This window comes from Geodermatophilus sp. SYSU D01036 (assembly GCF_054050435.1).
The window spans coordinates 108,714-133,142 of sequence record NZ_JBJGZJ010000007.1; the positions used below are offsets into that span (position 1 = coordinate 108,714).

The following is a 24,429-nucleotide window of genomic DNA, read 5'->3' on the forward strand; positions in this document are numbered from 1 at the left end:
GTCGGATCGGTGCACCGAGGGTGGGCCGGGGCCGTCAGGACGGCATCGGGTGATCGCCCCATTCCCCGAGCAGGTCGTGCTCCATGGCGAACAGGGCCGCGGCCGGCCGCGTGGTGACGCCGATCTTGGCGTAGACGTGCTCGACGTGGTGGCCGACGGTCTTCGTCGAGATCCACAGCCGGCGCGCCACCTCGCGGTTGGAGTGGCCGCGCGCGATCAGCCGGAGCACCTCCACCTCCCGCTCGGAGAGACCCGCCGGGCGCGGGGCCCGCGGGCGGCGGGCGGCCGCGCCCTCGACCGACAGGACCGCCTCGACCGCCGTCCGGTCGAGCCTGCCCTCGGCCGCCTCACGCCACAGCACGTCGCGGGCCGCCGTCGCGGCGATCGCCGGACGGTGCGGCCGGTCCTCCCGGAGCGCCGTCCACACGTCGGCGGCGGCGAGCAGACGTGCGGGGCCCGGGAGCTGCCCGGCCGCGCTGCCCCGGTGGTAACCGGACCCGTCCAGCCGCTCGTGGTGGGCACCGGCGAGCGCGGCGACCGGCCGCAGCTGCGCGCACCTCCCCAGGACCCGCTCGGACAGGTAGGGGTGCAGCCGCACCCGCTCGGCGTCGTCCACGCCGAGCGGCCCGCGGCGCTGCCAGATCCCGCTCGGGACCCCGACGGCGCCGACGTCGGCGACCGCGGCGGCGCGGGTCAGGGTCGCGACGTCCGGGGCGGGCAGCCCACAGGCGGCGCCCGCGGCCCGCGCCGTCGCGGCGAGGCGCGCCGACCGCCCCAGCGTCCACGTCGACCGCAGGTCCGCGAAGTCACCGACCGCGGCCATCGCCCGGTCCAGCCCGGCGGACCCCACCCGGCGCACCGGGTCGGGCTCCCCCGCGAGGACCTCCTCCCACACCGCCGGGTCGTCGGCCGCGGGGATCCCGACGGCCCGGACGGCGTCCACGACCGCCGGGTCGTAGGCGCGGCCGCGGCGGCGGGCCAGGACGTCCGTCGCCGCCGCGCTGCCCGTCCGGTGCCAGAGCACGGCGTCGCGGGCGACGACGACGACCCGGATCGCCGCCGGGATCTCCGCCCCTGACAGCCCGTCCGGCAGCCCACGGCCGTCCCACCGCTCGTAGGCGTGCGCCAGCGCCTCCACGACCCCCGGGCCGAGCCCGAGCCGGGCGGCCAGCCGCGCGCCCACCTCGCAGTGGGACACCTCGGTGCGGGAGGAGGCCAGCGCCCCGGCCACGAGGCCGGCCCGGCGGGGCAGCGGGGAGTCCCGCCCCGTGGTGCGCACCAGCGTCCGGACCCCCTCCGCGGCCGAGCCCATGTAGACCGGTGCCATCGCGGCCATCAGCCCGAGGTTGTCCCCTCCGGCGAGCCGCGCCAGCTCCGGGGCGTCGGCCGTGCAGCCGAGGAACCGCAGCAGGGCGACGAAGTGGACGTCCGCGACCGTGCCGTCGTCCAGTCCCAGGGACCGGGCGACGGTCACCGACAGCCGACAGGTCCGCAGCGCATGCTCCAACGGCTGGCCCGACACCAGGTCCGTGGCCAGGGAGATCGACGCCACCAACTCGGTCAGCCGGAGCCCGTCGCCGTCCGTGGAGCGACCGCCCACGGCGCCCAGTGTCGCAGGAACACGGGACGGCGACCGTGCCGCGCGTCGTCCCGCGCACGCGGGATCAGTACCGTCCGGGCGTCCCGGTCCGGCGGGCGGCGAGCAGCCAGACCGCGGCGCCGAACCGGACCCCGTCCGGGCCACTGTGCGCGTCGACCGACCGACGCAGGACGCCCACCGCACGGTCCCGCGCGTCGCGGTCGAGCCCCTCCAGCATCCAGCCCAGCAGCCCGAGCACGAAGTCGTGGGCGCCCGGGCGGTCGCCGCCGAGGTCCATCACCCCGTCGATCCCCTCCACGGTGATGTCGGTGTAGCCGGCCGCGGACACCACCTCCCGGGCGACGGCGGGGTCGGCCAGGGTGAACGGGTGCGGGGCGTCCGGCGGCGGGGTCGGCAGCTGCCGGCCGGCGGCCAGCGCGCCGGTCAGCTCGAGGAACCACTCGTTGCGCTCCGGCGGTTGCCACACCAGCAGCGACAGCCGGCCGCCGGGCACCAGGGCGCGGCCGACGTTGGCCAGCGCGGCGACCCGGTCGGCGAAGAACATCGCCGCGGTGCGGCTGATGGCCACGTCGAAGGTCCGCGGCGGGAAGGGATGGACCTGCGCGTCAACCTGCACGAAGTCGACGTGGGACAGCCCCTCCTCCGCCGCCCGGCGGCGGGCCACTGCGAGCATCGCCGCCGACAGGTCGACACCGAGGACCGCCCCGGCGGGCGCGCGGCGGGCCGCTGCGCGCGTGGTGCCGCCGGTGCCGCAGCCGACGTCGAGGACCCGGTCGGCCGGGCCGATCGCCGCGGCGTCGAAGAGGGCCGCATCGAAGCCCGCGACGGCCCGGTCGAAGGCGTCGGCGTGAGCCGCCCAGTAGGCGCCCTCCTCGCCGTCCCAGGCACGGAGCTGCTCGAGGTTGCCCGGGTGGACGGGGAACGTGGAGGTGGTGATCATCGGGGGCCTCCTCGTATAGTCCCTTTGGGACTATCAAGGGGCCTACTCCGGAGGAGGGCACGTGTCAAGCGCCCGCTCCTTGACGACGACGTCGTTCGCGATCCTCGGGATGCTGGCCGTCAGGCCGTGGAGCAGCTACGAGCTGGTCCGGCAGATGAACCGGAACCTCGGCCGGGTCTGGCCGCGAGCGAACAGCAAGCTGTACGAGGAACCTAAGAAGCTGACACGGGCCGGGTTGGCGACCGCGGTGACCGAGATGGTCGGGCGCCGCCCGCGGACCGTGTACGCGATCACCCCGGCCGGCCGCACGGCCCTCGCCGAGTGGCTGCACGAGCCCGGTGAGGGCCCGGTGCTCGAGTGGGAGCAGCTGATGAAGGTGTGGTTCTCCGATCACGGCACGAAAACCGACGCGCTGGCGTCCCTGGCGGCCGCACGGGCCTGGGCGGCCGCGCTCAACGAGGAGAACAAGGCAGCCGCGCGCGCCTACCTGGCCGGGGAGGGCCCGTTCCAGCACCGGGCGGCGCAGAACCTGCTCGCCGGCGCGTTCATCACCGACTTCACCGCGCTCGTCGCCCGGTGGGCGGAGTGGGCCACGGTCCAGGTCACGGGGTGGCCCGACGACCCCGCCGAGGCCCTGCCCGACCCGGCCGAGATGGACGCCGTCGCGCGCCGGGCGGACTGGTGAGGATCCGCCGATGGACCCGGGCGCACGACGCTCCCCTGTCCCCGGGTCGTTCAGCTGTCGTCCCGTGCCCTGATCGGCCCGCCCGAGGGCCTGTGCCAGGACACGCCTGACCGGTCGCCGCGGGTGATCGCCACGCACGACGTCGCCCTACTCGGGCATGGCGCTGAGCACTCGCCGTCCGCTGCGAGTCCGAGTCCGGATACGACGGGCTGGCCGACGACGTCCAGGCCGCCAGGAGTCGCACGCGAGCCCGGGCCGCCCGTGCGGCCCCTCAGCCGTGGATCCGCGTACGCCCCTCGGTAGCCGTCCGCAGCTCGGCCGGTGCCCGGAACTGCACTGGACCTTGCCGGACCCTTGAACGGCTCACGCCGGTGATCGAGTTCCGTTCGAACCGGTCCTCACGTCGGGAGCGGATAGGACGCCGTGGTCGTGGGACCTGACCGGTGGGAGTGGCCACAGCGCCAGGCTGGCGGGGTGGCAGCACCCACCCGTGGGGCCGGACCCTTGCGCGGAGCGGCTCTCATTCCGCTCAAGACGTCCAGGGCGAGGTGCAAGGACGGTAGAGCTGCGTCCCACGGGTACGCCGTTGCGGCCGGACAGGGTCATCCGGGGCCGACGGTGCACGCGGACAAGCCCATCTCGCCGATGACAGGGCAGGGGGAGCGTCAGGCCTAGCGGCCGACCGTGGAGCGACCCTGCAACTAGGGCTCGTCGTCGCGTCCGCCGGGACCTCTGCCATGGCCGGTGAGACCCCTGCCGTACTGCGTCAGCGCCCATGCTCCACCCGACAGCAAGATGAACACCACGCCGAGGGTCGACTGCCCGAGGACGAAGAAGATCACGGCGACGACACCGAGCAGGGTGGCCACGATGCTCAGCTGTCCAGCGGTCATGGGGGCACCTCGTCATCCACTTCGCACTGTCCCACCGTGATCCGCCGTCCGTCCACGGGCCTAGGGCCTGTCCTGTTGATGGTGCGTTGTGTGGGTCAGGCTCGGTCGATGGTCGGCCGGCATGAGCTCACCGATGCGGCCCGGGCGCGCACCGAGCCACTGCTGCCCGTGAAGGACGCCGACGTCACCGGTGGTTGCGGCGGCGGTGGGCCAACGGTCACGGTGGCCGGGTGAGCCGCTTCCGTACTGCCGGACGTCACGGTGCCCGCCTCCGGTGAGGCCCGGGCCACGGGATCGGCCGCGGACGCGGTGGTGGAGGAGGTCACCGCGGCGTCGGCGGGCGAGCACGGCATGGCGACCGCGCTGCTGGACGGGTACCTGACGGCCCTCTGGACGGTGGCGCGGACCGGTCGCCGGCTGAGCGGCGACGAGGAGGCGTCCTGCCGCCGCCTGGGCGGCCGGGCGGCGGCCGCGGGGGTGGGGCTGCCGGCTCTCGTCGACCTGTACATGACGGCCTCTCGGCGGCTGTGGCCGCGGCTGCCCGAGCTGCTGGCGGAGGTCCGGGGCAGGCCGCTGCGGGCCGCCGAGTTGGTCAGCACCGGCGAGGCGGTGTGGCGCGCCGCCGACACCGCCCTGGCCGCGCTGGCCGCCGGCTACCTCGAGGCCCAGCGGGAGGTCGTCCGTCGGGAGGAGGCCTTCCGACGCGAGTTCGTCGACGACCTCCTCAGCGGCCAGTCCGACGTGGGGTCACTCGTCGAGCGCGCGGAGCCGTTCGGGCTCACGCTCACCGGTACGCACGTCGTCACCGTCGCGGCCACCGACCGGCCGATCGACTCCGGCATGCGGGTGACCGGATGGCTGGCGGACGCCGTGCGCGCGCGGTTCGGGGAGCGGGGACTGCTGGCCGCGGCGAAGGACGGGTGTCTGGTCTGTGTGCTGTCGGTGCCGGCTCCGGGCACCGGCCGGTCCGCTGCCGGCGGCCAGGAGCTCGCGGAGATGGCGGGCCGAGCCGCCGCCGACCTGACCCACAGGCCCCGGTGGCGCGTGGGGGTCGGCCGGCCGCATCCGGGGCCCGGCGGCGTGCGGCACTCCTACCGCGAGGCGCTGGAGGCGTTGCACCTGGCCCGCCGCCTGGGACTGCCGCACCCGGTCGTGCACGCCCGGGACCTGTTGGTGTACCGGGTCCTGGTGCGGGACGAGGCCGCGATGGCGGACCTGGTCTCGGCGGTGCTGGGCCCGCTGACCGCCGCGCGCGGCGGCGCGGAGCTGCTGCTGGACACCCTGGAGGCCTACTTCGCGAGCGGCGGCAACACGACCGAGACGGCCCGACGTCTGCACCTGAGCACCCGCGCCGTCAGCTACCGGCTGCAGCGCGTCCGGGAGCTCACCGGGCACGCGCCCGGCGATCCCGCGCACGGGCTCACCCTGCACGTCGCGGTGACCGGCGCCCGGTTGCTCGACTGGCCACGGCAACCCCTGCCGAGCGACGGCTAGGCCGGCGGCTTGCCGGATCCCGGCAGTTCTCCGGCTTGGACCTGTCCGCTGTCAGGCCCTGCCGGCAGCCATCGACGTCCCTAGCCTCGCGCCATGCCCGTTCCCGCGGACCCGGTCGTGGCCACCGGCAGGACGTCGCCGCCCGCCGGGTCCAGCCGGGTGGATCCTGCCGGGCCGGACGACTGCTGCGCCGGCCGCCGGTGCGAGGTCCTCCTCCGACCTGACCTGGATCGCCAGGGCACCGTCATCTCCGTCGCCGGTCCCCTGGGCCGCTCGGGCGGCGCGCTGCTGGCTGCGGTGCTCGAGTACGTGTGCGACCGGGAGGACGGGACCGTCCGCGTGGACCTCCGCGGCGTCACCCATGCCGAGCGGTCAGGCGTGACACCGCTCCTCGAGTTCGGCGCGACGCTCGCCGGTACGTCGGCGCCGGTCGACGCGGCCCTCGCCGGCGCCTGCGCCGACATCCGCACGCGGCAGCGCGCCCGCGGCACCGCCGGCGGCCGGCCTGCGCGCCCCGGTGCGGCGTCGCGACCCCGAGGCTCGGACGACCGCGCCGTGAGCCCGTACCCGATCTCGTCCGGACCTCCGGGCCCGACCCCCTGACCCGACGGAGGCGACCGTGTCCTCGCTCCTCTGGCTGCTGCTCATCGGTCTCGTCGCCGGGCTCCTCGCCCGCGCGCTCGTGCCCGGCAAGGACGCGATGGGGTGGCCGGCCACCCTGCCGCTCGGCGTGGCCGGTTCACTCGTCGGTGGCCTGCTCCTGGGCCTGCTCACCGGAGGCCTGCGGGACCGCGGATCCGGTCCGGCGGGCCTCGTCGGGTCGGTGGTCGGCGCGGTGATCCTGTTGGTGGGGTACAACTGGCTGGCCGCGCGCCACCGGCTCCGGCGGGGTGCCGGTCCGGGCCCGGCCTGACCAGCGGACGCCGTCGTGGCCGACTCGTCCCGGCGCCCGGACGGCGCCCACGTCCCTCCAGGGCGCCGGCCCGGCCCGGTCGTCCGGGTCTGCCGCCGTGCGCTGTTGGGGACAGCGATCGCCTTCGCGCTCGTCGGTGCCGTCACCGCTCCCCCGTCCGTCGTGCTGGTCGCGGCGCCCGCCTTCGGGGTGTTCGTCGGCATCGTGGTGCTGACGGCGAACCCGGCGTCTCCTCTGGGCCCCGCGGTCCGCCGCACAGCGGTGTCATCGGGAGCGGGCGCCGCGCTGGCCGTGCCCTGCATCGCGGGCCTGCGGCAGTTCGGCACCCTCGGGTCGGTGGCCGCCACGGTGCTGATCGTGCTGAGCTGCGTCGCGGTCGTCGGGTGGATCGCGGAGTCCGCTGGTCGCGCCGTCGGACCCGCCCTGGACCTCGACGTCGCAGAGCTGCGGCCGTTCCTCCAGGTGGTCGGGACACCGTTGCTGCTCGCCGAGTGGCGCGCGGCCGGCGAGCACCTGGGGCCCGGCGCGGACCCCGACCTCCGCGCCAGAGCCCTCCTGGTCCGCCCTCTTCTCCTCGAGGAGCTGACCCGCCGGGACCCGGCGGGAGTGGCCCGGTGGTTGAGCGACGGGGACGAGGGGGCTCCCGAACAGCACCTGCGAGGGGACTCCGGTGCGCCCCCGTGAGCGCGCCCGGGTCCCGGGTGCTGGTCGGGGACGACCTCGACAGCGCCGACACGACCGGCCTCGGCGTGCACGTGCACCTGAGCAGGGCCTGCCAGCCGCATGCCGGCCGGCTCCGCGGGGGTCACCGGGCCGGACGCCGCCGGTCGCCGGCCCCGCGGCGAACCGCGACGACCACCGCTGGACGCGCCGACCGCCCCCCTCGCCCCTGGTGCGTCGGGAAGCGTGGTCAGCGGTCGTCGTCCCGACTGCTCGGAGGGCACCGTGTCCGCCCTGTCACCGCCCGTCCCCGCGGTGCGCCTCCAGGGGCTGGGCAAGCGGTTCGGCGTCACCGAGGCGGTGGTCGACCTGTCGCTGAGCGTGCCGCCCGGGGAGGTCTTCGGCTTCCTCGGTCGCAACGGCGCGGACAAGTCGACCACCATCCGGGTGCTCCTCGGACCGCTGCGGCCGATCGCGGGCGTGGCCTGGGTGTTCGGCGCCCCGGCCGGTGACGTCGAACGGGCGCACCGGCAGCTGGCGTACGTGCCGGCCGACGTGGCGCTGTGGCCGTCGCTGACCGGCCGGGAGTGCCTGCGGCTGCTGGCCGGTGTGGGCCCGGGGACCGACGCCGCCTACCGGGACGAGCCGCTGGAGCGGTTCGCGCTGGATCCGGACCGGCGGGCCCGCGCCTACTCGACGGGCGACCGGCAGAAGGTCGCCCTGGTCGCCGCGTTCGCCACCCGTGCGCCGCTGCTGGTCCTGGACGAGCCGACCAGCGGCCTGGATCCGCTGATAGAGCGCGAGGTCCGGGCCTGCACCGCCGAGGCCCCCGCGCACGGCCAGACGGTGTTCCTCAGCTCCCACCAGCCGGCCGAGGTGGAGGCGATCTGCTCGCGGGTGGGCATCCTGCGCGGCGGCCGGCTGGTCGAGCTCGCCGGACTGGCCGACCTCCGGCGCCTGCGCCGCACCGTGGTCGTCGCCGACCTGGCCCCACCGGCGCCCGAGCTGCAGCGCCTCGCCGAGCTGCCCGGCGTCAGCGACCTGCGGTGGCCCAGTCCGGTGCGACTGGAGCTGTCGCTCACCGGTCCGCCCGGGGCGGTGCTGGGAGCCCTGGGCGACGCCGGTGTCGCCCGTCCGGAGGCCCGGGACCCGTCGCTGGAGGAGATCTTCCCGGACTACGACGGCGCGGAGCCGGCATGACCACCCGCAGCGCACCCGGCCGCGCACCAGAGGCCGCCCGTCCGCCCACTCCGCTCCGGTCGGCGGGCCGCACGGCGACCGCGGCCACCGTCCGGCAGGCCCGCCGCGGCACTGCGGTCGTCACCGCCTGCTGCGGCGGCCTGACGGCCCTCGTGGCGGTGCAGTACCGGGGGTGGGACGGCGCCGTCGGCGCCGACTCCCTCGCCGCCCTGGCGGAGAGCCCGGCGATCCGTACGCTGTTCGGCCCTCCGGTCGGTCTGGACACCGTCGGCGGCTTCACCGTCTGGCGCACCGGCACCGTCCTCGCGGTGCTGGTCGGGATCTGGGCGGCACTGACCGCCAGCCGGCTGACCCGCGGGGAGGAGGAGGCCGGCCGGTGGGACCTGCTGCTGGCCGGGCGGCTGCGGCTGCAGTCCCTCGTGGCCCGGGTCCTGTGCGTCGTGCTGGCCTCCTCGGCGCTCCCCGGTGTCGCGGGCGGGCTCGGTCTGGTCCTCGCCGGGGCGGAACTGCCAGGGGCGGTGCTGTTCGGTGGCTGTCTGGCCGGGACGGGCATGGTCGGTACCGCGCTCGGGATCCTCACCGCGCAGCTGCTCGGTGACCGGCGCTCGGCGTCCGGGCTGGCCGTGGCGGTCCTCCTCAGTGGCCTGCTCGCCCGCATGGTGGCCGACGGGGTGCCGGCCCTGGCCTGGCTGGCGTGGCTGACACCGTTCGGCCTGCTGGGGCGGGCGGCGCCGTTCACCGGGGCCCGCTGGTCGGCGCTGCTGGTGCTGGCCGTCCTCGTCACCGCGCTGGCCGCCTCCGCCGTCGCACTCGCATCCGGACGGGACGTGGGCCGTGGCCGGGTGACCGGTCGCGACCGCCGGGCCCGTCCCAGCCGGCTGCTGACCTCGCTACCCGGTCTCGCCGTGCACCGCACGCGCCGCCCACTGGCCGGCTGGGCCGCCGGCGCGATGGCCTACTTCCTGCTCATCGGGCTGCTGGCGACGGCGATGACCGACTTCCTCCGCGACAACCCGCTGTTCGCCGATCTGGCCGCACAGGCCGGCTTCGCCGGGCTCGAGTCGGTGGAGGGCTACGTGTCGGCGCTGTACACGGTGCTGGCCGTCGCCGTGGGCGTCTTCACCGCCGGCCAGGTCGCCGCGACCGCGGCCGACGAGACCGCCGGCCGGCTCGCCCTGCTGTACTCCCGGCCGGTCGGCCGGGCCCGGTGGGCGGCGACCGAGGCCGTCGCCATCGCCGTCGCCGCCGCCGTTCTCACCGCCGCGGCGGGCCTGGCCGCATGGGCCGGGGCCTCCCGGGTCGGCGCCGGCCTGGGCCTGGGCGATGCACTGGCCGGCGCGCTCACCGTCCTCCCCGTCGCGCTGCTGTGCCTGGGGTCAGCGCTGGCCGCCCTGGGCTGGGCACCCACGGCGGTGCTCGCCATCGGGGTGACGCCGGCCGTCGGCGGCTACCTGCTGCTGGTGCTCGCCGACACCTTCGGCTGGCCGGGCACGATCCGGTGGCTGTCCCCGTTCGCCCACCTCCACGCCGTTCCGGCTGAGCCGTGGAACGTCCCGGGCGCCGTCGGGATGCTCACGGTCGCGGTGGCGCTGGCCGCTGCCGGGTGTCTGCGCTACGCCCGGCGGGATCTGCGCCCATGACCCACCGGCCGCCACGGATCGCCACTTCCCACGGGGACTGCCTGCGCCCTGCCGCGGGTCGGCCGGGGGTGCGCCGAGCACCCCGGTCGGCGGTCCGCCGACCCCCGCCACCCCTGGGAGCAGGTGCGCCGTGACCACCCGCGCCCGCCGCGCCTTCCACCTGTTCTCCCCCGGCTCCTGGCCGGAAGTCAGCCGCATCGCCGGCATCCTGCGCCGGGAGACCGTCGGCGGCGTCCTGCTCATCGTCGGCGCCGCCACCGCGCTCGCCTGGGCCAACAGCCCGTGGTCCGCGGTCTACGAGACGATCCGCGACACCCGGGTCGGCCCGGCGTCGCTGCACCTGGACCTGACCCTGGGCACCTGGGCCGCCGACGGGCTGCTGGCCATCTTCTTCTTCGTCGCCGGTCTGGAGCTCAAGCGCGAGTTCGTCGCCGGTGACCTCCGCGACCCGCGGCGGGCCGCGCTGCCGGTCGCCGCCGCCGTCGGCGGCATGGCCGTCCCGGCGCTGCTCTACGTCGCGATCAACGCCGGCGCCGGCGACGGCGCGCTGGCCGGGTGGGCCATCCCCACCGCCACCGACATCGCCTTCGCCCTGGCCGTGCTGGCCGTGATCAGCACCCGCCTGCCCGCCGGGCTGCGCACCTTCCTGCTCACCCTGGCCGTGGTCGACGACCTGTTGGCGATCACGATCATCGCGGTCTTCTACACCGCCGCGCTGTCGGTCATCCCGCTGCTGCTGGCGCTCCTGCCGCTCGCGCTGTTCGGGTTCCTGGTCCAGCGCCGGGTCCGGTCGTGGTGGCTGCTGTTGCCGCTGGCCGGCCTCACCTGGGTGCTGGTGCACGAGTCCGGGGTGCACGCCACCGTCGCCGGGGTGCTGCTGGCCTTCACCGTTCCCGTCGCACGCCGTCAGGCCGCCGGCGGACCAACTGCCGGCCCCGGTTTGGCCGAGCACTTCGAGCACCGGTTCCGCCCGCTCTCGGCCGGGGTGGCGGTGCCGGTATTCGCGTTCTTCTCCGCCGGGGTCACCGTCGGCGGGCTGTCCGGGCTGGGCGCGGCCCTGACCGACAGCGTCGCGGTCGGCATCATCGTGGGCCTGGTCGTCGGCAAGGCCGTGGGCATCACCGCGGCCACCTGGCTGGTGGCCCGGTTCACCCGCGCCGAGCTCGACCGCGACCTCGGCTGGCCCGACGTCATCGGGCTGTCCGTGCTCGCCGGGATCGGGTTCACCGTCTCCCTGCTGATCGGCGAACTCGCCTTCGGCGCCGACTCGCTGCGCACCGAGCACGTCAAGGTCGGCGTCCTCACCGGAAGCCTGCTCGCGGCGCTGCTGGCCGCCGTGCTGCTGCGCCTGCGGGACCACCGCTACCGCCGCATCTGCGACGCCGAGGCCGCCGACACCGACGCGGACGGCGTCCCCGACGTGTTCGAGGGTCCGGACGACCGCGCCCCCGCCGGGACCGACGTCGCCCCGGCCGCCCGCCGCCGGAAGCCCAGCGGTGGCTCCGGCACGTCGAGGTAGACGCCGGCCACCGCGCGACTCGACGGACGGCCACGGCGCCGCGCGGCGCGTCCCCCGACCGCGACCGGCACCCGATCCGCGCTCTCGGCCGCACGGAGCCGGGAGCGCGTCACACGGCCAGCAGGCGGTGCACCTGCTGGATCGCGATCGACCCCTCCCCCACGGCGGAGGCCACCCGCTTCACCGACCCGGACCGCACGTCGCCGGCGGCGAGCACCCCGGGGAGGCTGGTCTCCAGGGGCAGGGGCGGGCGACCGGTGGCCCGGCGGGCGTCGTCGCTCAGGTCCGCGCCGGTCCTGATGAAGCCGGCGTCGTCGCGCTCGATCGTCGTGGGCAGCCACCCGGTGTGCGGCCGCGCGCCGATCATCAGGAACAGCGCGTGGGCGCCGACCGTCACCCGCTCGCCGCTCGCGCGATCGCGCAGGACCAGGCGCTCCAGCCACCCCTCGCCCCCGCCGTCGACGACCTCGGTGCCGGTCCGCACCTCGACGTTGGGGGTCTGCTCGACCTGGTGCGCCAGGTAGTGCGACATCCCGGCACCGAGCGTCGCGGCACGGATCACCAGCGTGACCCTCCTGGCGTACCGGGCCAGGTGGAGCGCGGCCTGCCCGGCGGAGTTCGCGCCGCCGACGATGTAGACGTCCTCGCCGGCCACCAGCGGCGCCTCGGACGCGACGGCGCCGTAGAAGACACCCGCGCCGTGCAGCGCCTCGAGCGACTCGACCCCCAGGCGGCGGTACGTCGCCCCCGTCGCCAGGACGACGGCGCGGGCGACGACGAGCCCACCGGTGCGCAGCGAGACCACGATGCCGTCCGGCCCCCGTGCCAGGTGCGCGACCTCCTGCATGAAGCCGAAGCGGGCGCCGAACACCCACGCCTGCTGGTACGCCCGGCGGGCCAGGTCCGCCCCCGTGAGACCCCGCGGGAAGCCGAGGTAGTTGCGGATCGAGGAGCTCGACGTGGCCTGCCCGCCGATGCTGCCCGAGTCGACGACGACGGTGCGCAGCCCCTCCGAGGCGCCGTAGACGCCCGCGGACAGGCCGGCCGGTCCGCACCCGACGATCACCAGGTCGTACCGGTCCCCGGAGGGGTCGATCGTCGTACCCGACGCCCGCGCGATGTCCGCGTCGGTGGGGTCCTCCATGACCCTGCCGGTGGGCATGACCAGCAGTGGCAGCCTCCCGCCCCCCGCGCCGGCGAGCAGGGCGCGTCCCTCCTCGGAGCCGGCCAGGCAGAACCGGTGCGGCATCGCGCAGCGGCCGAGCACCTCGCGGAGCTCGTACGCCCGCCCCGACCAGGTCTCCCCCACCACGTCGATCGTGTGCGGCGCGCGGCGCTGCTCCTCGGCCCAGGCGAGCAGGAAGCTCGACACCGCCTGGTGGAACTGCTCGTCCGGGGGCGGCGCCGGCCGCACCAGGTACTGGTCCATGCGGCCGCGGGCGATCGCCTCGAAGACCGCGTCGCCGGTGGCCGGGTCACCGAGGTGGCCCCAGCCGATGAGCAGGCCGCGGACGGCGTCCGGGAAGAGAGCCGGCACCTCGGCGAGCAGGTCCGTGCCGGATGCCCCCTCGAGCCGCTCGGCCGCGAGCACGAGGGCGATGTCCTCACCCGCCGCCGCGCACGCCTGGAGGGTGGCGCGCGCCTCGCGGGCGGAGGTCAGGCAGGAGATGCGGTAGTCGACCGAGTGGCGGTTGTGCAGCTCCCGGTGGACGTCTGCGAGCAGGGCGGGGTCGTCGTCGACCGCGACCAGCAGAGGAAGGCTCATGGCGGCTCGCCGGGTGGTCGGGTCGGCCTCGCCTCGGCGCCGTGAGCCTAGGGGTGCACGACGTCGCCGCACCAGGGCCGACCCGCGATGGGTCGCCCGCGAGGTCGGGGACCGTCGGTGGCGGGTTGGGCTGCACCTGCCGGTCCCTCGCAATCCTGCTGACGAGCCGGCCCACCCGGCACCGCAGGGATCGGGCGCGGTGGCGTGCACGGTCCTTCGCCGGCTCACGGCGCGCATCCGCAAGTCCCGGACGGCGATGTGCGCGGCGGCCACCCGGGCCGGCCAGGACGGTGCCGTCATGACCAGCTGGACCCGGTGCCCGACGGCACCGACGATCGCGGGGAAGAAGCTCTCGACCACGTCGGCCCGCCGGCCCTCAGCGACCAGCCGCGCCATCCGGTCGTCCGCGGCAGACCGGGCGGCTGCAGCACCCGGGGGTAGGGCACCAGACGGCGCATGCCGGCGGTGCGCACTACCGCTCCGAGTGAGCAGAGCGCGCCGTAGGAACGGGCCACCATGTCGACCGGGCTCCCGATGGCGTCCACCACCGCAGCCGAGGGCGCAGCCAGGTGGTCAGACCGGACGCCGCGGCCAGGACGACCCAGGCGACGGCGCTCCTGTCGTCCGGCACTGGTGCCCCCGGTACGCGTCAGTGCCGGAGTGGGTGTGCCGCCAGGAACCTGGCGATGGCACGGGCGACCGGCTCGGGACGTTCGATGTGGAGCAGGTGCCCGACGCCGTCGATGACCGCCTCCTCCGCATGAGGCACCGCGGTGCGCAGGAACTCGGCGACTTCCATCCACAGCGGCGCGGTGTTGCTGCCGTAGACGGACAGCAGCGGCTGCCGGATCGCCGACGCCTCCTCGGCGCCGAACGCCCACGGGCCGAGGCCGGGGAGCTCGACGCCGAAGAGCGTGTCGGCGTCCTTGACCGCTTGCTCGGCCGAGCCGGGGACCCGGTCGTCGAGCAGCGCTCGGCAGCGGTCCCATGCCATGCCGCTGGCGACGCTGAGGAAGGACGCCAGCGCGCGCTCGGGGTCGCCGGCGGTGTAGGCGTCGAAGGCCGGCTGCGCCTGCGCGAGGAACGCTCCGCCGGCCGGCACCGAGAGCAGCGACAGTTCGAGCAGTGCCACGGTCGAGACGCGCTCCGGCGCCTCCAGCGCCATCTGCGCGGCCACGGCGGCACCGGTCGAGTGCCCGACCACGTGAGCCGACGGGATGCCGAGGTCGTCCAGCAGGGCGACGGCGTCCGCGACATGGTCGGAGACCTCCACCTGTTCCGGCACGTGGGTGCTGCCGGCCCAGCCCCGCTTGTGGTAGCGGATCAACCGGTATCCGTCCCGCAGAACCGGCTCCCGGACGAGCGGGGTGAACCCGTCCGCCAGGACCGGGCTGATCAGCAGCACCGGTTCCCCGGACCCGGTCGTCTCGTACTCGAGCTTCACTCCGTTGACTGCTGTGGTGTCCACAGCGCCCTCCCTGTGTCGGTCGCAGTAGGTTCTGCTGACTCGTCCCGGAGGCGTGAGACACACACTTACGGCCGTAAGCACCGTGGCGGGCGGCGGAGGGTCGGATGGCCGACGTCGGGCAGGCCGGTGGCGCAGTGGAGCGCGCGCGGGCAGCCGCGTCCCGCGGGGCCTGGGCGGATGCGTACCAGGAGCTCGTCGCAGCTCGGGACGCCGACGAGTTGACGGTCGCCGACCTGCCCGACCTGGCCACCGCGGCGTATGCGGCCGGGCATCTCGACGACACCATCGCGACCTGGGAGCGGGTGCACGGCGAACTCCTCGCCGCCGGTGACGCCACTGCCGCAGCCGGCGCGGCCGTTCGGGTGGCGATGCACCTGCTGTTCGACACGGCGCTGATGGCGCCGGTCCGGGGCTGGCTGCGCCGCGCCGAAGGGCTGCTCGAACCGGGCGAAGAGACGCCCGCGCGCGCGTGGCTCGACGTGGTGCGCGCCTACGAGCGCCTGCTCAGCGGGGACCCGGAAGGAGCACGCAGGTGTGTACGGCAGGCGGTCGGGGTCGGCTCGCGAGCCGACCCCGCCGCCGCGGCGATCGCACGGGTCGCCGAAGCCCGGCTGCTCCTCATGGCCGGCGAGGTCGAGCCCGGCCTGGCGCTGCTGGAGGAAGCAGCGACCACCGCGGTGTCCGGCGACCTGGACCCGCTGTCGACGGGGGTCGTCTACTGCGAGGTGGTGTGCGCCCTGCAAGGGTCGGCGCACTACGACCTGGCCGAGCAGTGGACCGACGCGATGGAGCGCTGGGGGCACCGCAACGCCATCGGCAGCGTGCACGGCCGGTGCCGCGTGCACCGCGCCGAGATCCTGCGGCTGCGCGGCGCCTGTCCGGACGCCGAAGAGGAGGTCCAGCGCGCCTGCGACGAGCTGCGGCCCTACGTCCGCCGCGAGCTCGGCTGGCCGCTGACCGAACTGGGCCGCATCCGCCTGCACCGCGGCGACCTCGCAGGCGCCGAGACGGCGCTGCTGGCGGCCCACCGGGCCGGATGGGACCCGGAACCGGCCCTCTCCCAGGTCCGTGCTGCCCAGGGCGACCTCGATGCGGGGGCAACGGCGATCCAGCAGGCGCTCGACCGTCCCCCGCTCGTGCCGTCGAAGGAGTCACCGCCCAACAGCCAGCTGCGGCGGGCGCCCCTGCTCGACGCCCTGGTCGACATATCCACCGCCCGCCACGACACCGCCTCGGCACGCACCGCGGCGGACGAGCTGGCGACGATCGCGGAGCGCCACGGGAGCAGGGCACTGCGCGCCGCGGCCACCCGTGCGGACGCGGCGGTGCTCGTGGCTGCAGGCGACGCGGCCTCGGCGGTCGACCGGTTCCGCGACGCCATCCGCGCGTGGACCGAGATCGGCGCGCCGTACGAGGCGGCGCAGGCCCGGCTCGGGCTGGCCGGGGCACTCGCCGCGCTCGGCAACGCCGATGCGGAACGACTCGAACGACGTGCCGCCGAGGCGGCGCTGCACGACATCGCCACAGCTCCCGACGCCGTCACACCGCAGCCCGAGACCGGGCGGGAGGCCGACGTCTTCCGTCGCGACGGGGACTCCTGGACGGTCGAGTTCGACGGCCGTCGCGTCCAAGTCCGCGACGCGAAGGGGATGCGCCACCTGGCACGGCTCCTGGCGGCTCCCGGCCGCGAGCTGCACGTCCTCGACCTGGTCTCGGCGGAACGCGGTGACGCGGCGTCCCCGGCTGGCGATGTGTTCGGCGACGCCGGTGAGCTCCTCGACGCTCGAGCGAAGGAGCAGTACCGGCGACGCCTGGCCGAGATCGACGACGACATCGACGACGCGCGGGCCGACAACGACGAGGGGCGCATCGCGCAGGCGCAGTTCGAGCGGGAGTTCCTCGTCCAGGAACTGGCCCGGGCGATTGGTCTCGGCGGACGGGACAGGAGGGCCGCGGCGGCCTCCGAGCGCGCTCGCTCCGCGGTCACCCAGTCGGTACGCAAGGCGATCACCCGTGTGGCAGCGCTGCACCCGCCCCTCGGTGACCACCTCCGGCGCACCGTCCGGACCGGCACGTACTGCAGCTACCTGCCGGACTCGCGCGTTCCTCCCTCCTGGCAGTTCTGACGTCGGCACCGTGGAGTTCTGCGCGGTGTGGAGTCACGGGTGGTGAGGCGTGGTGGTCCCTGGGCACCGCGACGGAATCCGTAGCCCAGAAGCTCCGTGCTCGACTCGATGGACCGGGCCTCTGCCACCTGCTGTGGACCGCAGCCGGCGTCTCAGGGACCCGGACCGGATCTCGCGGTCACTCAGGGATCCACCAGGTCGGCGCGGTGGTCTCCCGGATCACCCGCCGGGCGGACGCACTCGCCTCGTCGAGCGGCAGGCGTGCGCCCTCGGCGGAGCGGCTGCTCTACGGGTTCAGCACGTCGGTCTGCTTGCCCGACGCGCGGTCACACGCACCGTCTGCGGCCACGGGCACGGTCATCCGGGCGTCGACGGTGCGTGTCCTCGGGGCCGAGGCCGGGTTCGCCGCCGTCGACGTCCTCCTGATCGAGGGCTTCGGCTTCTGGCGGTTCCATCCCCTGCAACCCCGGCCACTGCTGCCGAAGCCGGCGATCGCCCTGCGCTGACCCCACGGGCGCGATGTCCCTGCTCTGGTGCGGTCCGGTTGCTCGTGTTCGCGGTCACGCCGGGCTGCACCGATTCGCGGCGCAGTCACCCTCGTCGGCGAGAACGCGGTGGCCAGCACTGTGCTCGGCACGCTAGGGCGTCGGTGGTTGGCCAGGGGTGCTCGTGGCGAGGAAGCGCTCGATCTCGGCGACGACGTCGTCGAGGGCATCCCACGCGGGAGCCAGGTGGGTCAGCGGGAGGGACAACACCTCGACCATGTGGTTCGTGGCGCTGAGGGCGGCGAGCTCACGGTCGAGCACCGCGGGCGCCCCCGAGTCAGTGCACCGGATGATCAGCGTCGGGCACCGGACATCGCGGTACATCCGCAGGACGTCGAGGTCGCCGTCGTCGGCGAAGGCGTCGGCGAACAGGTGACGGGGCGGGCGACGCCGGAACCGTCCATCGCCGAGGTCGACGAAGTTGCGGAGCGCCATCGTCCGGCCGTTCGGCGCGGTGTAGCCCATCCGCGGGTAGAGCTCCGTCAGCAGGTCCACCTGCTCGTCGCGCCAGGCCCGATCCCCCGTGTCCGGCGCCGAGGTCATCTGGAAGAAGGCGGCCCTCATCCGGCCCTGGAAGGCGCGGAACTCGGCCCGGTCAGCCGCCGACCCGACGGTGGTCGTCCCCGGTCCGAACCCGTCGATGCTCACGATGCGGGCGTCGGGATGCGCGGTGCCGTAGAAGCCGGCGACGAAGCCACCCATCGAGTGTCCGACCACGTCCGCCGGCCCCATGCCGAGCTGCTCGACCACCGTGGCGACGTCGCCGGCCGCATCCGTCAGGGTGAAGTGCGGCGGATCGTCCGACTGGCCACAGGAACGCACGTCGATCGCCACCGTGCGGCGTGAGGTCCCCAGCCGTGTCGCGTACTGGTCCATCGACACCAGGTTGGCGCCCCCGCCGTGCAGCAGGACGAGGCCACGACCGGTCCCGCCGTGATCGCGGTAGGCGATCCGGGTGCCGTCCGAGGCGGCGAGCCACCCGTCCTCCACCGGCGCCGTCATGGCCGTCCCCCGGCCCCGGGCGCCTTCGCCAGTGGGGACCCGCCGGCGGCGGCGAGCCGGCGTGCGTCGGCCGGCCGTTCACCGGGCGCGACGCGACACCGCACGGACCCCACCCGTGCGGTCTCCCGCCCCGGGCGGAGGTCCGGTACGGCGTGGGGCTCGCCGGGCCGTTCGTGACGGCGCCGGATCCCCTCAGCGGCACCGTCCGCAGGCCGCCGACCACGGGCCGGGCGGACCGCCGCGCCGGAGGTCACGAGACCTCCCGCCTCGGTCACCGGCCCCGTGGACCGTCCCGTCGTCCCCTGTGGCCCGGGATGTCCGGCGATCCCCGGCGGCTGGGGGGTGGGTAGCCGGAGCCTGCGGGGACCGGTCCCCGCGCCCTTCGCGCCGGTCGGTGAGGCGGTGCGTTCGGCCTCGGTGCTGCGGCCGGCGGGCGCAGCGTCGCGGCGGGTGTGGCCCAGCTCGAACCACACCGTCTTGGCGTCGGTGTCGCGGCGGCGGTAGGCGCCCCAGCGGTCGGCGAGCGCGGCGACCAGGCGCAGGCCGCGGCCGTGCTCCTCGGTGACCGACGGCGAGCGGAGCACCGGCAGGTCGGGGTTGGTGTCGGTGACCCCGCACCACACCCGGTCGGGCTCGGTGAGCTGCCGGACCGTCACCTCGAAGGGTCGGCCACCGTCGTGCCGGACGGCGTTGGTGGCCAGCTCGGAGACCAGCAGCGCGGCGGTCTCGCACACGTCGGGGGCGAGCCGTGCGAGCAGCGCGGTGACGTAGGCGCGCGTCTCGGGCACCGAGGCGGGGACGGCGGGGAAGACCTGACTGGGCATCTCAGGTCCCGTCCAGGCCGAGGCGGGCGCCCAGGCCGAGCACCTGCACCACCCGCCGCACCGCCGGGGTGGCGCGCACCACCTCGACCGGGGCGAAGTGGTTGGCGAGCCGGATGAGCACCGCCACGCCGGTCGAGTCCAGGAACGTCAGCGCGCCGAGGTCGATGCACGCCGGCTGCCGGTCGTGGGCCAGCAGCCGATCCAGGGCCGGCTGCACGGCGGGCAGGGCGGCCAGGTCCAGCTCGCCCGCCAGTCCGATCCGCAGCGGCCTGCCGTCCGGGAACGCGTCGGCCGTCAGCTCGGCCCGCGGCTTCTGTGCTACCTCGTCCATCGCATCCCCATCAGCACCGTGTCGTCGCTTCCGCCGTCGCCGGTCAGCGTGTGCAGCAGCGTGTCGAGCAGTTCGGGCAGCGGCTGCCCTCCGGCCGCGGCCGCGGCCGCGGCGCCCAACCCGTCCACCCCGGCGTCGCTGACCTAGCCCCGGGGGTCCACCAGCCCGTCCGTGAACGCCAGCAGGGTGCCGGAGGCGGGGAGCGGCACGGTGACGGCCGCCAGCCGGGCGACGGGATCCACCCCGATGGGCGGGTCGACGGGGACGTCGAGCAGCCGCGCCTCGCCGTCGGCGAGCAGCAGCGGCGGGAAGTGACCTGCGCAGATCACCCGCAGCCGGCCCGCATCGAGCTCACCGAGGAGCACGGTGGCGAACCGGTGGTCCCTGTCGACGTGCAGCAGCGGGCGCAGCTTGGCGGCGACGGTGGCGATGTCGTCGCCCACGGCGAGGTGGGCCCGCACGGCGAAGCGCAGCGCAGCCATCGTGGTCGCCGCGTCCAGTCCTCGCCCGGAGATGTCGCCGACGACGAACACCGCGCAGCCCGGCCCGCGGGGGATGACGTCGTACCAGTCGCCGCCGACGTCGAGCTCGTCGACGCCGGCGACGTAGCGGGCGGCGACCTCGACGCCGTCCACGCGGGGCAGCTCGGGCAGCAGCGCGTGCTGCAGCGTCCCCGCGATGCCCCGCTGCTGGTGGAACAGGCGCTCGTTCTCGGCGGCCAGCCGCTCGGCCTCGACGCGCCGCCGGCCGATGGCGGCCACGGCCCCCGCGGCCGCCGCGGCCAGCCCCGCCCCCACCCCCAGCACGATCCACCGCACCGCGCGGGCCAGCCCGCCGATCACCCCGGTCGGGGACGCGCCGACGACCGTGAACCCGGTGTACCCGAACGGCACCCTCGTCTCCGCGGTGTCCCCGCCGATGGGCACCGGCCCGGTGGCGTACAGCAGCCGGTCGGTCGCGGTGGTCCCGCCGAGGTAGACGGCGAAGTCCAGCCCGCCGAACGCCTCGTCCGGCGGCACCTCGACGCGCCGGTTCGGCGGCAGCGCCGACTCGGCGTAGATCACCAGTCCGGCGGTGTCGCCGGCCGGCCGCAGCGCGTAGCCGAGCCGGTCCGGCTGGCCGGGCAGGATCTCGGTGACGGCCAGCGTGCCGTCGGCCGGCACCCCGGCGAGGAAGGTGGCGGGGTCCGGCGGGCCCACCGGGTCGGGACCGTGCACCGCCACCCGTTCGGCGGCGCCGCCCCCGATCCGCCACAGCGCCAGCGACATGCCCGGCGTTCCGGCGACGCGCGCCTCGGCGAAGCGCCCGAACGGGCCCGGGTCCGTGGCGGTGGCGGTGGCCACCTGCCCGGCATCGGCGAGCTGGGTCTGCAGGACCGAGATCTGGGTGGTCAGCACGGCCCCCGCCTGCGCCACCTGCCGCTGCAGCAGCGCGGCCTCGGCGCGGGCGTTGACCTCGGCCGCCAGCCACGCGAGCACCGCCGCGGCCGCGAGGATCACGACGGCGACGGCGACACCCAGCCGGCGCGGCCCCCCGCCGATCATGGCGGCGGAGGCGTGGCGCCGGGGCGGCGACGCCGGAAGTGCGGCCGAGTAGCGCTCAGCGGCCGGACGGCGCGCGTGCGGCGGACGTCGCGCCGACCCGGCACACCAGCGACGGTCATCGGGCTCACGCTCAGCTCGGGAGGGGCTCCGCGTCGGCCCGGAGGGCCGAGGCGAGTCCCGTGAGGTCCAGCATCCGGCGGACCGGTCCGGTCGTCGGGAGCAGGACGGCCAGCTCGCTGCGGGGTCCGGCGCGGTCGGCCACCTCGAGCAACAGCCCGGCGCCGACGCTGCTGACGAAGCCGAGCCGGGTGAGATCGAGGGTGATCGGCCGGTGACCGGTCAGGTGCGGGAGGAGGAGCTCGCGGATCCCGCTGGTCCCGGCGAGGTCCAGGTCCCCGATCAGCGCCAGGCATCGGCGGCCCTGGACGTCGGTGACCTCCAGGGTGGCCGGCTGCTCATGGGGGCGCTGCGCCACCGGCATCTGCTCCACGGTGGTCCGGGGCCGGGGGACGACCGGTACCGGGGCCACGGGGGTGAACACGAACCGCAGGGTGGTACCGGCGGGCCCGGGCGAGAGGTCGACGTCGCCGGTGAGCGCAGCGACGATCTGCAGTCCGCGGCCACGGAAGCCGGGATCGGACGGTGGCGGACGCCAGGTGCCGGTGTCCGTGACCGAGACGGCGACGTCGCCGGCGGTGCCCAGGTCCAGCCCGACGAGCATCCGGCCGGGAACACCCGCGTCGCGGTAGGCGTGCTCGACGGCGTTGCCGGTGGCCTCGCCGAGCGCCAGCAGGAGGTCCTCGATCGCATCGGGCTGCAGCCCCGCCGTGGGAGCCCATCGCCGCACCGCCCGTCGCACCACGGGCAGCCGTACGGGTTCCGCGGGCAGGTCCAGCCGCAGCGGAGCGGGCAGCAGCCGGACGGCGACCACCGCGACGTCGTCGGTGCCGCCGCCCCCGTCCACGAGCTCGCCCAGGACACCGTCGACGAGGGCCGGCAGCGCGGCGTACCGCCGCGCGGTGGCCGCAGCGGCCAGCCGATCGAGCCCGTCGTCGAGGGTGGCGCCACGACGCTCGACCAGCCCGTCGGTGTAGAGCACCAGCGTGGCCCCCGGCGAGAGGGTCAGGGTCGCCTCCGGGCGGGATCCGGGAGCGTGCAGGCCCAGCGCCGGACCCAGCCCGCCGTCGAGGTACCCGTCGCGCCGTCCGGTGTCGCCGTCGCCGGGGGCGGCGGTGTCGACCAGCAGCGGCGGAGGGTGCCCGGCGGAGCTGTAGGTGAGCCGGCCGGTGTCCGGCTCCAGCCGCAGGCAGGAGACGGTGCTCACCCGGGATCCCGACACGTGGCCGGCGAAGCGGTCCAGGACCTCCAGCGCCTGCGCGGGTGAGAAGCCACCCAGCAGCAGGCCGGCCAGCGCGCTGCGCAGCTGGCCCATCACCGCGGCAGCGGGAGCGCCGTTGCCGACGACGTCGCCGACGGCGACCGCGACGGCACCGCCGGCCAGCGGCAGGACGTCGTACCAGTCGCCACCGGCGGAGGTGCCCTGGACCGCCGGCAGATAGCGGGCGGTGACCGCCAGCCGGTCCACGGCCGGGAGGTCGCCGGGCAGCAGGCTGCGTTGCAGGGTGTCGGCCATCTCCCGGCGCACGTCGGCCAGCGCGGCCCGCTCGAAGGCCAGCGCGGCCTGATCGGCGACGGTGAGCAGGAACGCGCGCTCGTCGCGCTCGAAGGGCCTGGGCGTCCGGAAGGTCACCGCGAGTGCACCGACCAACCGGTCGCCGACGAGCAGCGGGAGCGCGGCGATGCCCTGCGTGTGCTCCAGCAGGCTGTCCACGACGGCGGGATACCGTTCGGCCACGGTCGCCCGGTCGGGCAGCCAGACCGGCCGGCGGGTCAGCGCGGCGTCGGTCACCGGCAGCGAGGGCGTCAGCCGCATCCCGCCGAAGCCGTCCCAGCGCCCGGCGGGTGCACCGACGACGTCGATCGTGTGCAGCTGCCCGTCGCCGCCGAGGATGCACACGGCGACGACGGAGGCGCCGAGCGTGTCGCGGAGCCCGGCAGTGAGGGCGGCGGCTGCCTCGGCGACCGTGCCGGCCGCCGACAGCGCCACGGTGATCTCGTGCAGCTGCCGCCGCTGGGCGGCCAGCCGCTCGGCGGCCACCATCGTCGCCAGGCGCTGCCCCAGATCGGCGGCCAGTGCGACGTCGGCCTCGTCGTAGCGGTGCGGGGCCTGCGCGGTGAGGGTGAGCAGGCCGACCACGGCCTCGCCGATGGTCAGCGGCGCGGCCAGCCAGCTGGCGCCGCCGATCGCGGTGAGCGCTGCCGACTGGGCCTCGTTCGTGGTGGCGGCGCGGAACATCTGCTCGGTGACCTGGGGGACGGCGAACGCGCGTCCGGCCCGGAACTCCGCGGCGAACTCGTCGGGCACCCGCACCGATCCCAGCGCCCGCACCCCGTCCGCCCGCCCGGCGGGGGTGACGGCCACCGGGCGGTACCGCTCGTCGTCGCCACGCAGCCACACCGCGGCCCAGTCACACAGGTCCGGCACGAGCAGCCCGGTGACCGCCGCGAGTCGTTCCTCCACGCTGCCCGGGCCGGTGAGCGCGCCACCGGCGCCGGCCAGGAGCGCCGCGGCCTGTTCCCGCCGCTTGGCGTCCGTGACGTCGACGAGGACCGAGTGCACGGCGGTCGCCGTCCCGCCCTCGTCGCGGGCGACGTGGGCCAGGTGCTGCAGCCACACCCAGCGGCCGTCGACCGCGCGCACCCGGTACGTGAGGGACAGGTCCTCGCCGTCGGCGATCGTGGCGCGCACGGTGGACAGCACCTGCTCGGCGTCGTCCGGGTGGAGGATCCGCTGCCACAGGCCGGGCTCGTCCAGCCACTGCCGGACCGGATAGCCCAGCACCTCCTCTGCCCGGGCGTTGACGAACCGGAAGCGCCACGTCACCGGGTCGCGCTCCCACACGATCGCGTGCAACCCGGCGACCATCGCCTGCATCCGTGCCGCGCCCGCCTCGGCGGCCCAGCGGGCCGCCTGCGCGGAATCGGCGTCCCGGCGGGCCCGCTCGGCTCCCTGGCGGACGTCGGCGATCTCGGCACGGACCACGGCGCCGGCGGGCTCCGGTGGAGCGACCTCGCCGGTCGTGTGCGCTCCGGGATCGTGCGTTGACGCCACCGCTGGGCCCCTTGCCTGACGGCTCCGCGAACGGTCCCGTGCGGGATGTCGCCCGACGGCCGCCGCGGAGAACTCCCGCGAACCTGGTGGGCACGCCACTAGCGCGCC

Annotated in this window: 20 protein-coding genes; 9 read left to right on the forward strand and 11 right to left on the reverse strand. The window is 75.8% G+C overall.

The window, feature by feature from the left end:
- Positions 1–34: 34 nt before the first annotated feature.
- Both ACI8AR_RS09880 and ACI8AR_RS09885 read right to left on the reverse strand, forming a co-directional pair.
- Positions 35–1,600 (reverse strand): HD domain-containing phosphohydrolase, encoded by a 1,566-nt coding sequence (locus tag ACI8AR_RS09880; RefSeq protein WP_457050861.1) that lies wholly within the window; start codon positions 1,598–1,600, stop codon positions 35–37.
- A 64-nt stretch (positions 1,601–1,664) separates the two neighbouring features.
- On the reverse strand, positions 1,665–2,540 hold the full coding sequence (locus ACI8AR_RS09885) for a class I SAM-dependent methyltransferase (protein ID WP_457050862.1): 876 nt from the start codon (positions 2,538–2,540) through the stop codon (positions 1,665–1,667).
- A gap of 61 nt (positions 2,541–2,601) precedes the next feature.
- On the opposite strand from ACI8AR_RS09885, the gene ACI8AR_RS09890 reads away from it, so the two are divergent.
- Positions 2,602–3,225 carry a PadR family transcriptional regulator gene (locus ACI8AR_RS09890; protein ID WP_457050863.1) on the forward strand — a complete coding sequence of 208 codons (624 nt, stop codon included), beginning with the start codon at positions 2,602–2,604 and terminating at the stop codon, positions 3,223–3,225.
- Between the two features lie 701 nt (positions 3,226–3,926).
- Here ACI8AR_RS09890 and ACI8AR_RS09895 read toward each other — a convergent pair.
- Complete coding sequence (locus ACI8AR_RS09895; protein WP_457050864.1) at positions 3,927–4,118, reverse strand: hypothetical protein; 192 nt, start codon at positions 4,116–4,118, stop codon at positions 3,927–3,929.
- A gap of 261 nt (positions 4,119–4,379) precedes the next feature.
- Between ACI8AR_RS09895 and ACI8AR_RS09900 the strand changes: the two genes are divergently transcribed.
- The 6 genes from ACI8AR_RS09900 to nhaA all read left to right on the forward strand — a co-directional run bounded on the left by ACI8AR_RS09900 (position 4,380) and on the right by nhaA (position 11,544).
- Positions 4,380–5,612 carry a PucR family transcriptional regulator gene (locus ACI8AR_RS09900; RefSeq protein ID WP_457050865.1) on the forward strand — a complete coding sequence of 411 codons (1,233 nt, stop codon included), beginning with the start codon at positions 4,380–4,382 and terminating at the stop codon, positions 5,610–5,612.
- Positions 5,613–6,231: 619 nt separating this feature from the next.
- Positions 6,232–6,525 carry a GlsB/YeaQ/YmgE family stress response membrane protein gene (locus tag ACI8AR_RS09905; protein ID WP_457050866.1) on the forward strand — a complete coding sequence of 98 codons (294 nt, stop codon included), beginning with the start codon at positions 6,232–6,234 and terminating at the stop codon, positions 6,523–6,525.
- 105 nt (positions 6,526–6,630) lie between these two features.
- A complete protein-coding gene (locus tag ACI8AR_RS09910) occupies positions 6,631–7,209 on the forward strand; it encodes a hypothetical protein (protein ID WP_457050867.1) in 579 nt (192 codons plus the stop codon).
- Positions 7,210–7,470: 261 nt separating this feature from the next.
- Positions 7,471–8,385 carry an ABC transporter ATP-binding protein gene (locus ACI8AR_RS09915; RefSeq protein WP_457050868.1) on the forward strand — a complete coding sequence of 305 codons (915 nt, stop codon included), beginning with the start codon at positions 7,471–7,473 and terminating at the stop codon, positions 8,383–8,385.
- Positions 8,382–10,025 carry an ABC transporter permease gene (locus ACI8AR_RS09920; protein ID WP_457050869.1) on the forward strand — a complete coding sequence of 548 codons (1,644 nt, stop codon included), beginning with the start codon at positions 8,382–8,384 and terminating at the stop codon, positions 10,023–10,025. The genes ACI8AR_RS09915 and ACI8AR_RS09920 overlap by 4 nt, the downstream gene beginning before the upstream one ends.
- Positions 10,026–10,155: 130 nt before the next feature.
- Positions 10,156–11,544 (forward strand): Na+/H+ antiporter NhaA, encoded by a 1,389-nt coding sequence (nhaA, locus tag ACI8AR_RS09925; RefSeq protein WP_457050870.1) that lies wholly within the window; start codon positions 10,156–10,158, stop codon positions 11,542–11,544.
- Between the two features lie 109 nt (positions 11,545–11,653).
- Here the strand turns inward: nhaA and ACI8AR_RS09930 are convergent, their stop codons facing one another.
- Positions 11,654–13,309 (reverse strand): FAD-dependent oxidoreductase, encoded by a 1,656-nt coding sequence (locus tag ACI8AR_RS09930; RefSeq protein ID WP_457050871.1) that lies wholly within the window; start codon positions 13,307–13,309, stop codon positions 11,654–11,656.
- 649 nt (positions 13,310–13,958) lie between these two features.
- Positions 13,959–14,777 (reverse strand): alpha/beta fold hydrolase, encoded by an 819-nt coding sequence (locus ACI8AR_RS09935; RefSeq protein WP_457050872.1) that lies wholly within the window; start codon positions 14,775–14,777, stop codon positions 13,959–13,961.
- 104 nt (positions 14,778–14,881) lie between these two features.
- Between ACI8AR_RS09935 and ACI8AR_RS09940 the strand changes: the two genes are divergently transcribed.
- Both ACI8AR_RS09940 and ACI8AR_RS09945 read left to right on the forward strand, forming a co-directional pair.
- Positions 14,882–16,903 carry a transcriptional regulator gene (locus tag ACI8AR_RS09940; protein WP_457050873.1) on the forward strand — a complete coding sequence of 674 codons (2,022 nt, stop codon included), beginning with the start codon at positions 14,882–14,884 and terminating at the stop codon, positions 16,901–16,903.
- 374 nt (positions 16,904–17,277) lie between these two features.
- On the forward strand, positions 17,278–17,409 hold the full coding sequence (locus ACI8AR_RS09945) for a hypothetical protein (protein ID WP_457050874.1): 132 nt from the start codon (positions 17,278–17,280) through the stop codon (positions 17,407–17,409).
- Positions 17,410–17,541: 132 nt separating this feature from the next.
- Here the strand turns inward: ACI8AR_RS09945 and ACI8AR_RS09950 are convergent, their stop codons facing one another.
- The 6 genes from ACI8AR_RS09950 to ACI8AR_RS09975 form a co-directional block, all read right to left on the reverse strand.
- Complete coding sequence (locus tag ACI8AR_RS09950; protein ID WP_457050875.1) at positions 17,542–18,450, reverse strand: alpha/beta fold hydrolase; 909 nt, start codon at positions 18,448–18,450, stop codon at positions 17,542–17,544.
- Entirely contained in the window at positions 18,447–19,274 is an 828-nt protein-coding gene (locus ACI8AR_RS09955) for an ATP-binding protein (RefSeq protein WP_457050876.1), read from the reverse strand. Before ACI8AR_RS09955 ends, ACI8AR_RS09950 begins: the two co-directional genes overlap by 4 nt.
- A 1-nt stretch (position 19,275) precedes the next feature.
- Positions 19,276–19,605, reverse strand: a complete 330-nt coding sequence (locus ACI8AR_RS09960) for an STAS domain-containing protein (RefSeq protein ID WP_457050877.1) — start codon at positions 19,603–19,605, stop codon at positions 19,276–19,278.
- Entirely contained in the window at positions 19,593–19,733 is a 141-nt protein-coding gene (locus tag ACI8AR_RS09965) for a hypothetical protein (RefSeq protein WP_457050878.1), read from the reverse strand. Before ACI8AR_RS09965 ends, ACI8AR_RS09960 begins: the two co-directional genes overlap by 13 nt.
- A gap of 15 nt (positions 19,734–19,748) precedes the next feature.
- Positions 19,749–21,149 (reverse strand): PP2C family protein-serine/threonine phosphatase, encoded by a 1,401-nt coding sequence (locus ACI8AR_RS09970; protein WP_457050879.1) that lies wholly within the window; start codon positions 21,147–21,149, stop codon positions 19,749–19,751.
- A 130-nt stretch (positions 21,150–21,279) separates the two neighbouring features.
- Complete coding sequence (locus tag ACI8AR_RS09975; RefSeq protein ID WP_457050880.1) at positions 21,280–24,252, reverse strand: SpoIIE family protein phosphatase; 2,973 nt, start codon at positions 24,250–24,252, stop codon at positions 21,280–21,282.
- Between the last annotated feature and the right edge of the window lie 177 nt (positions 24,253–24,429).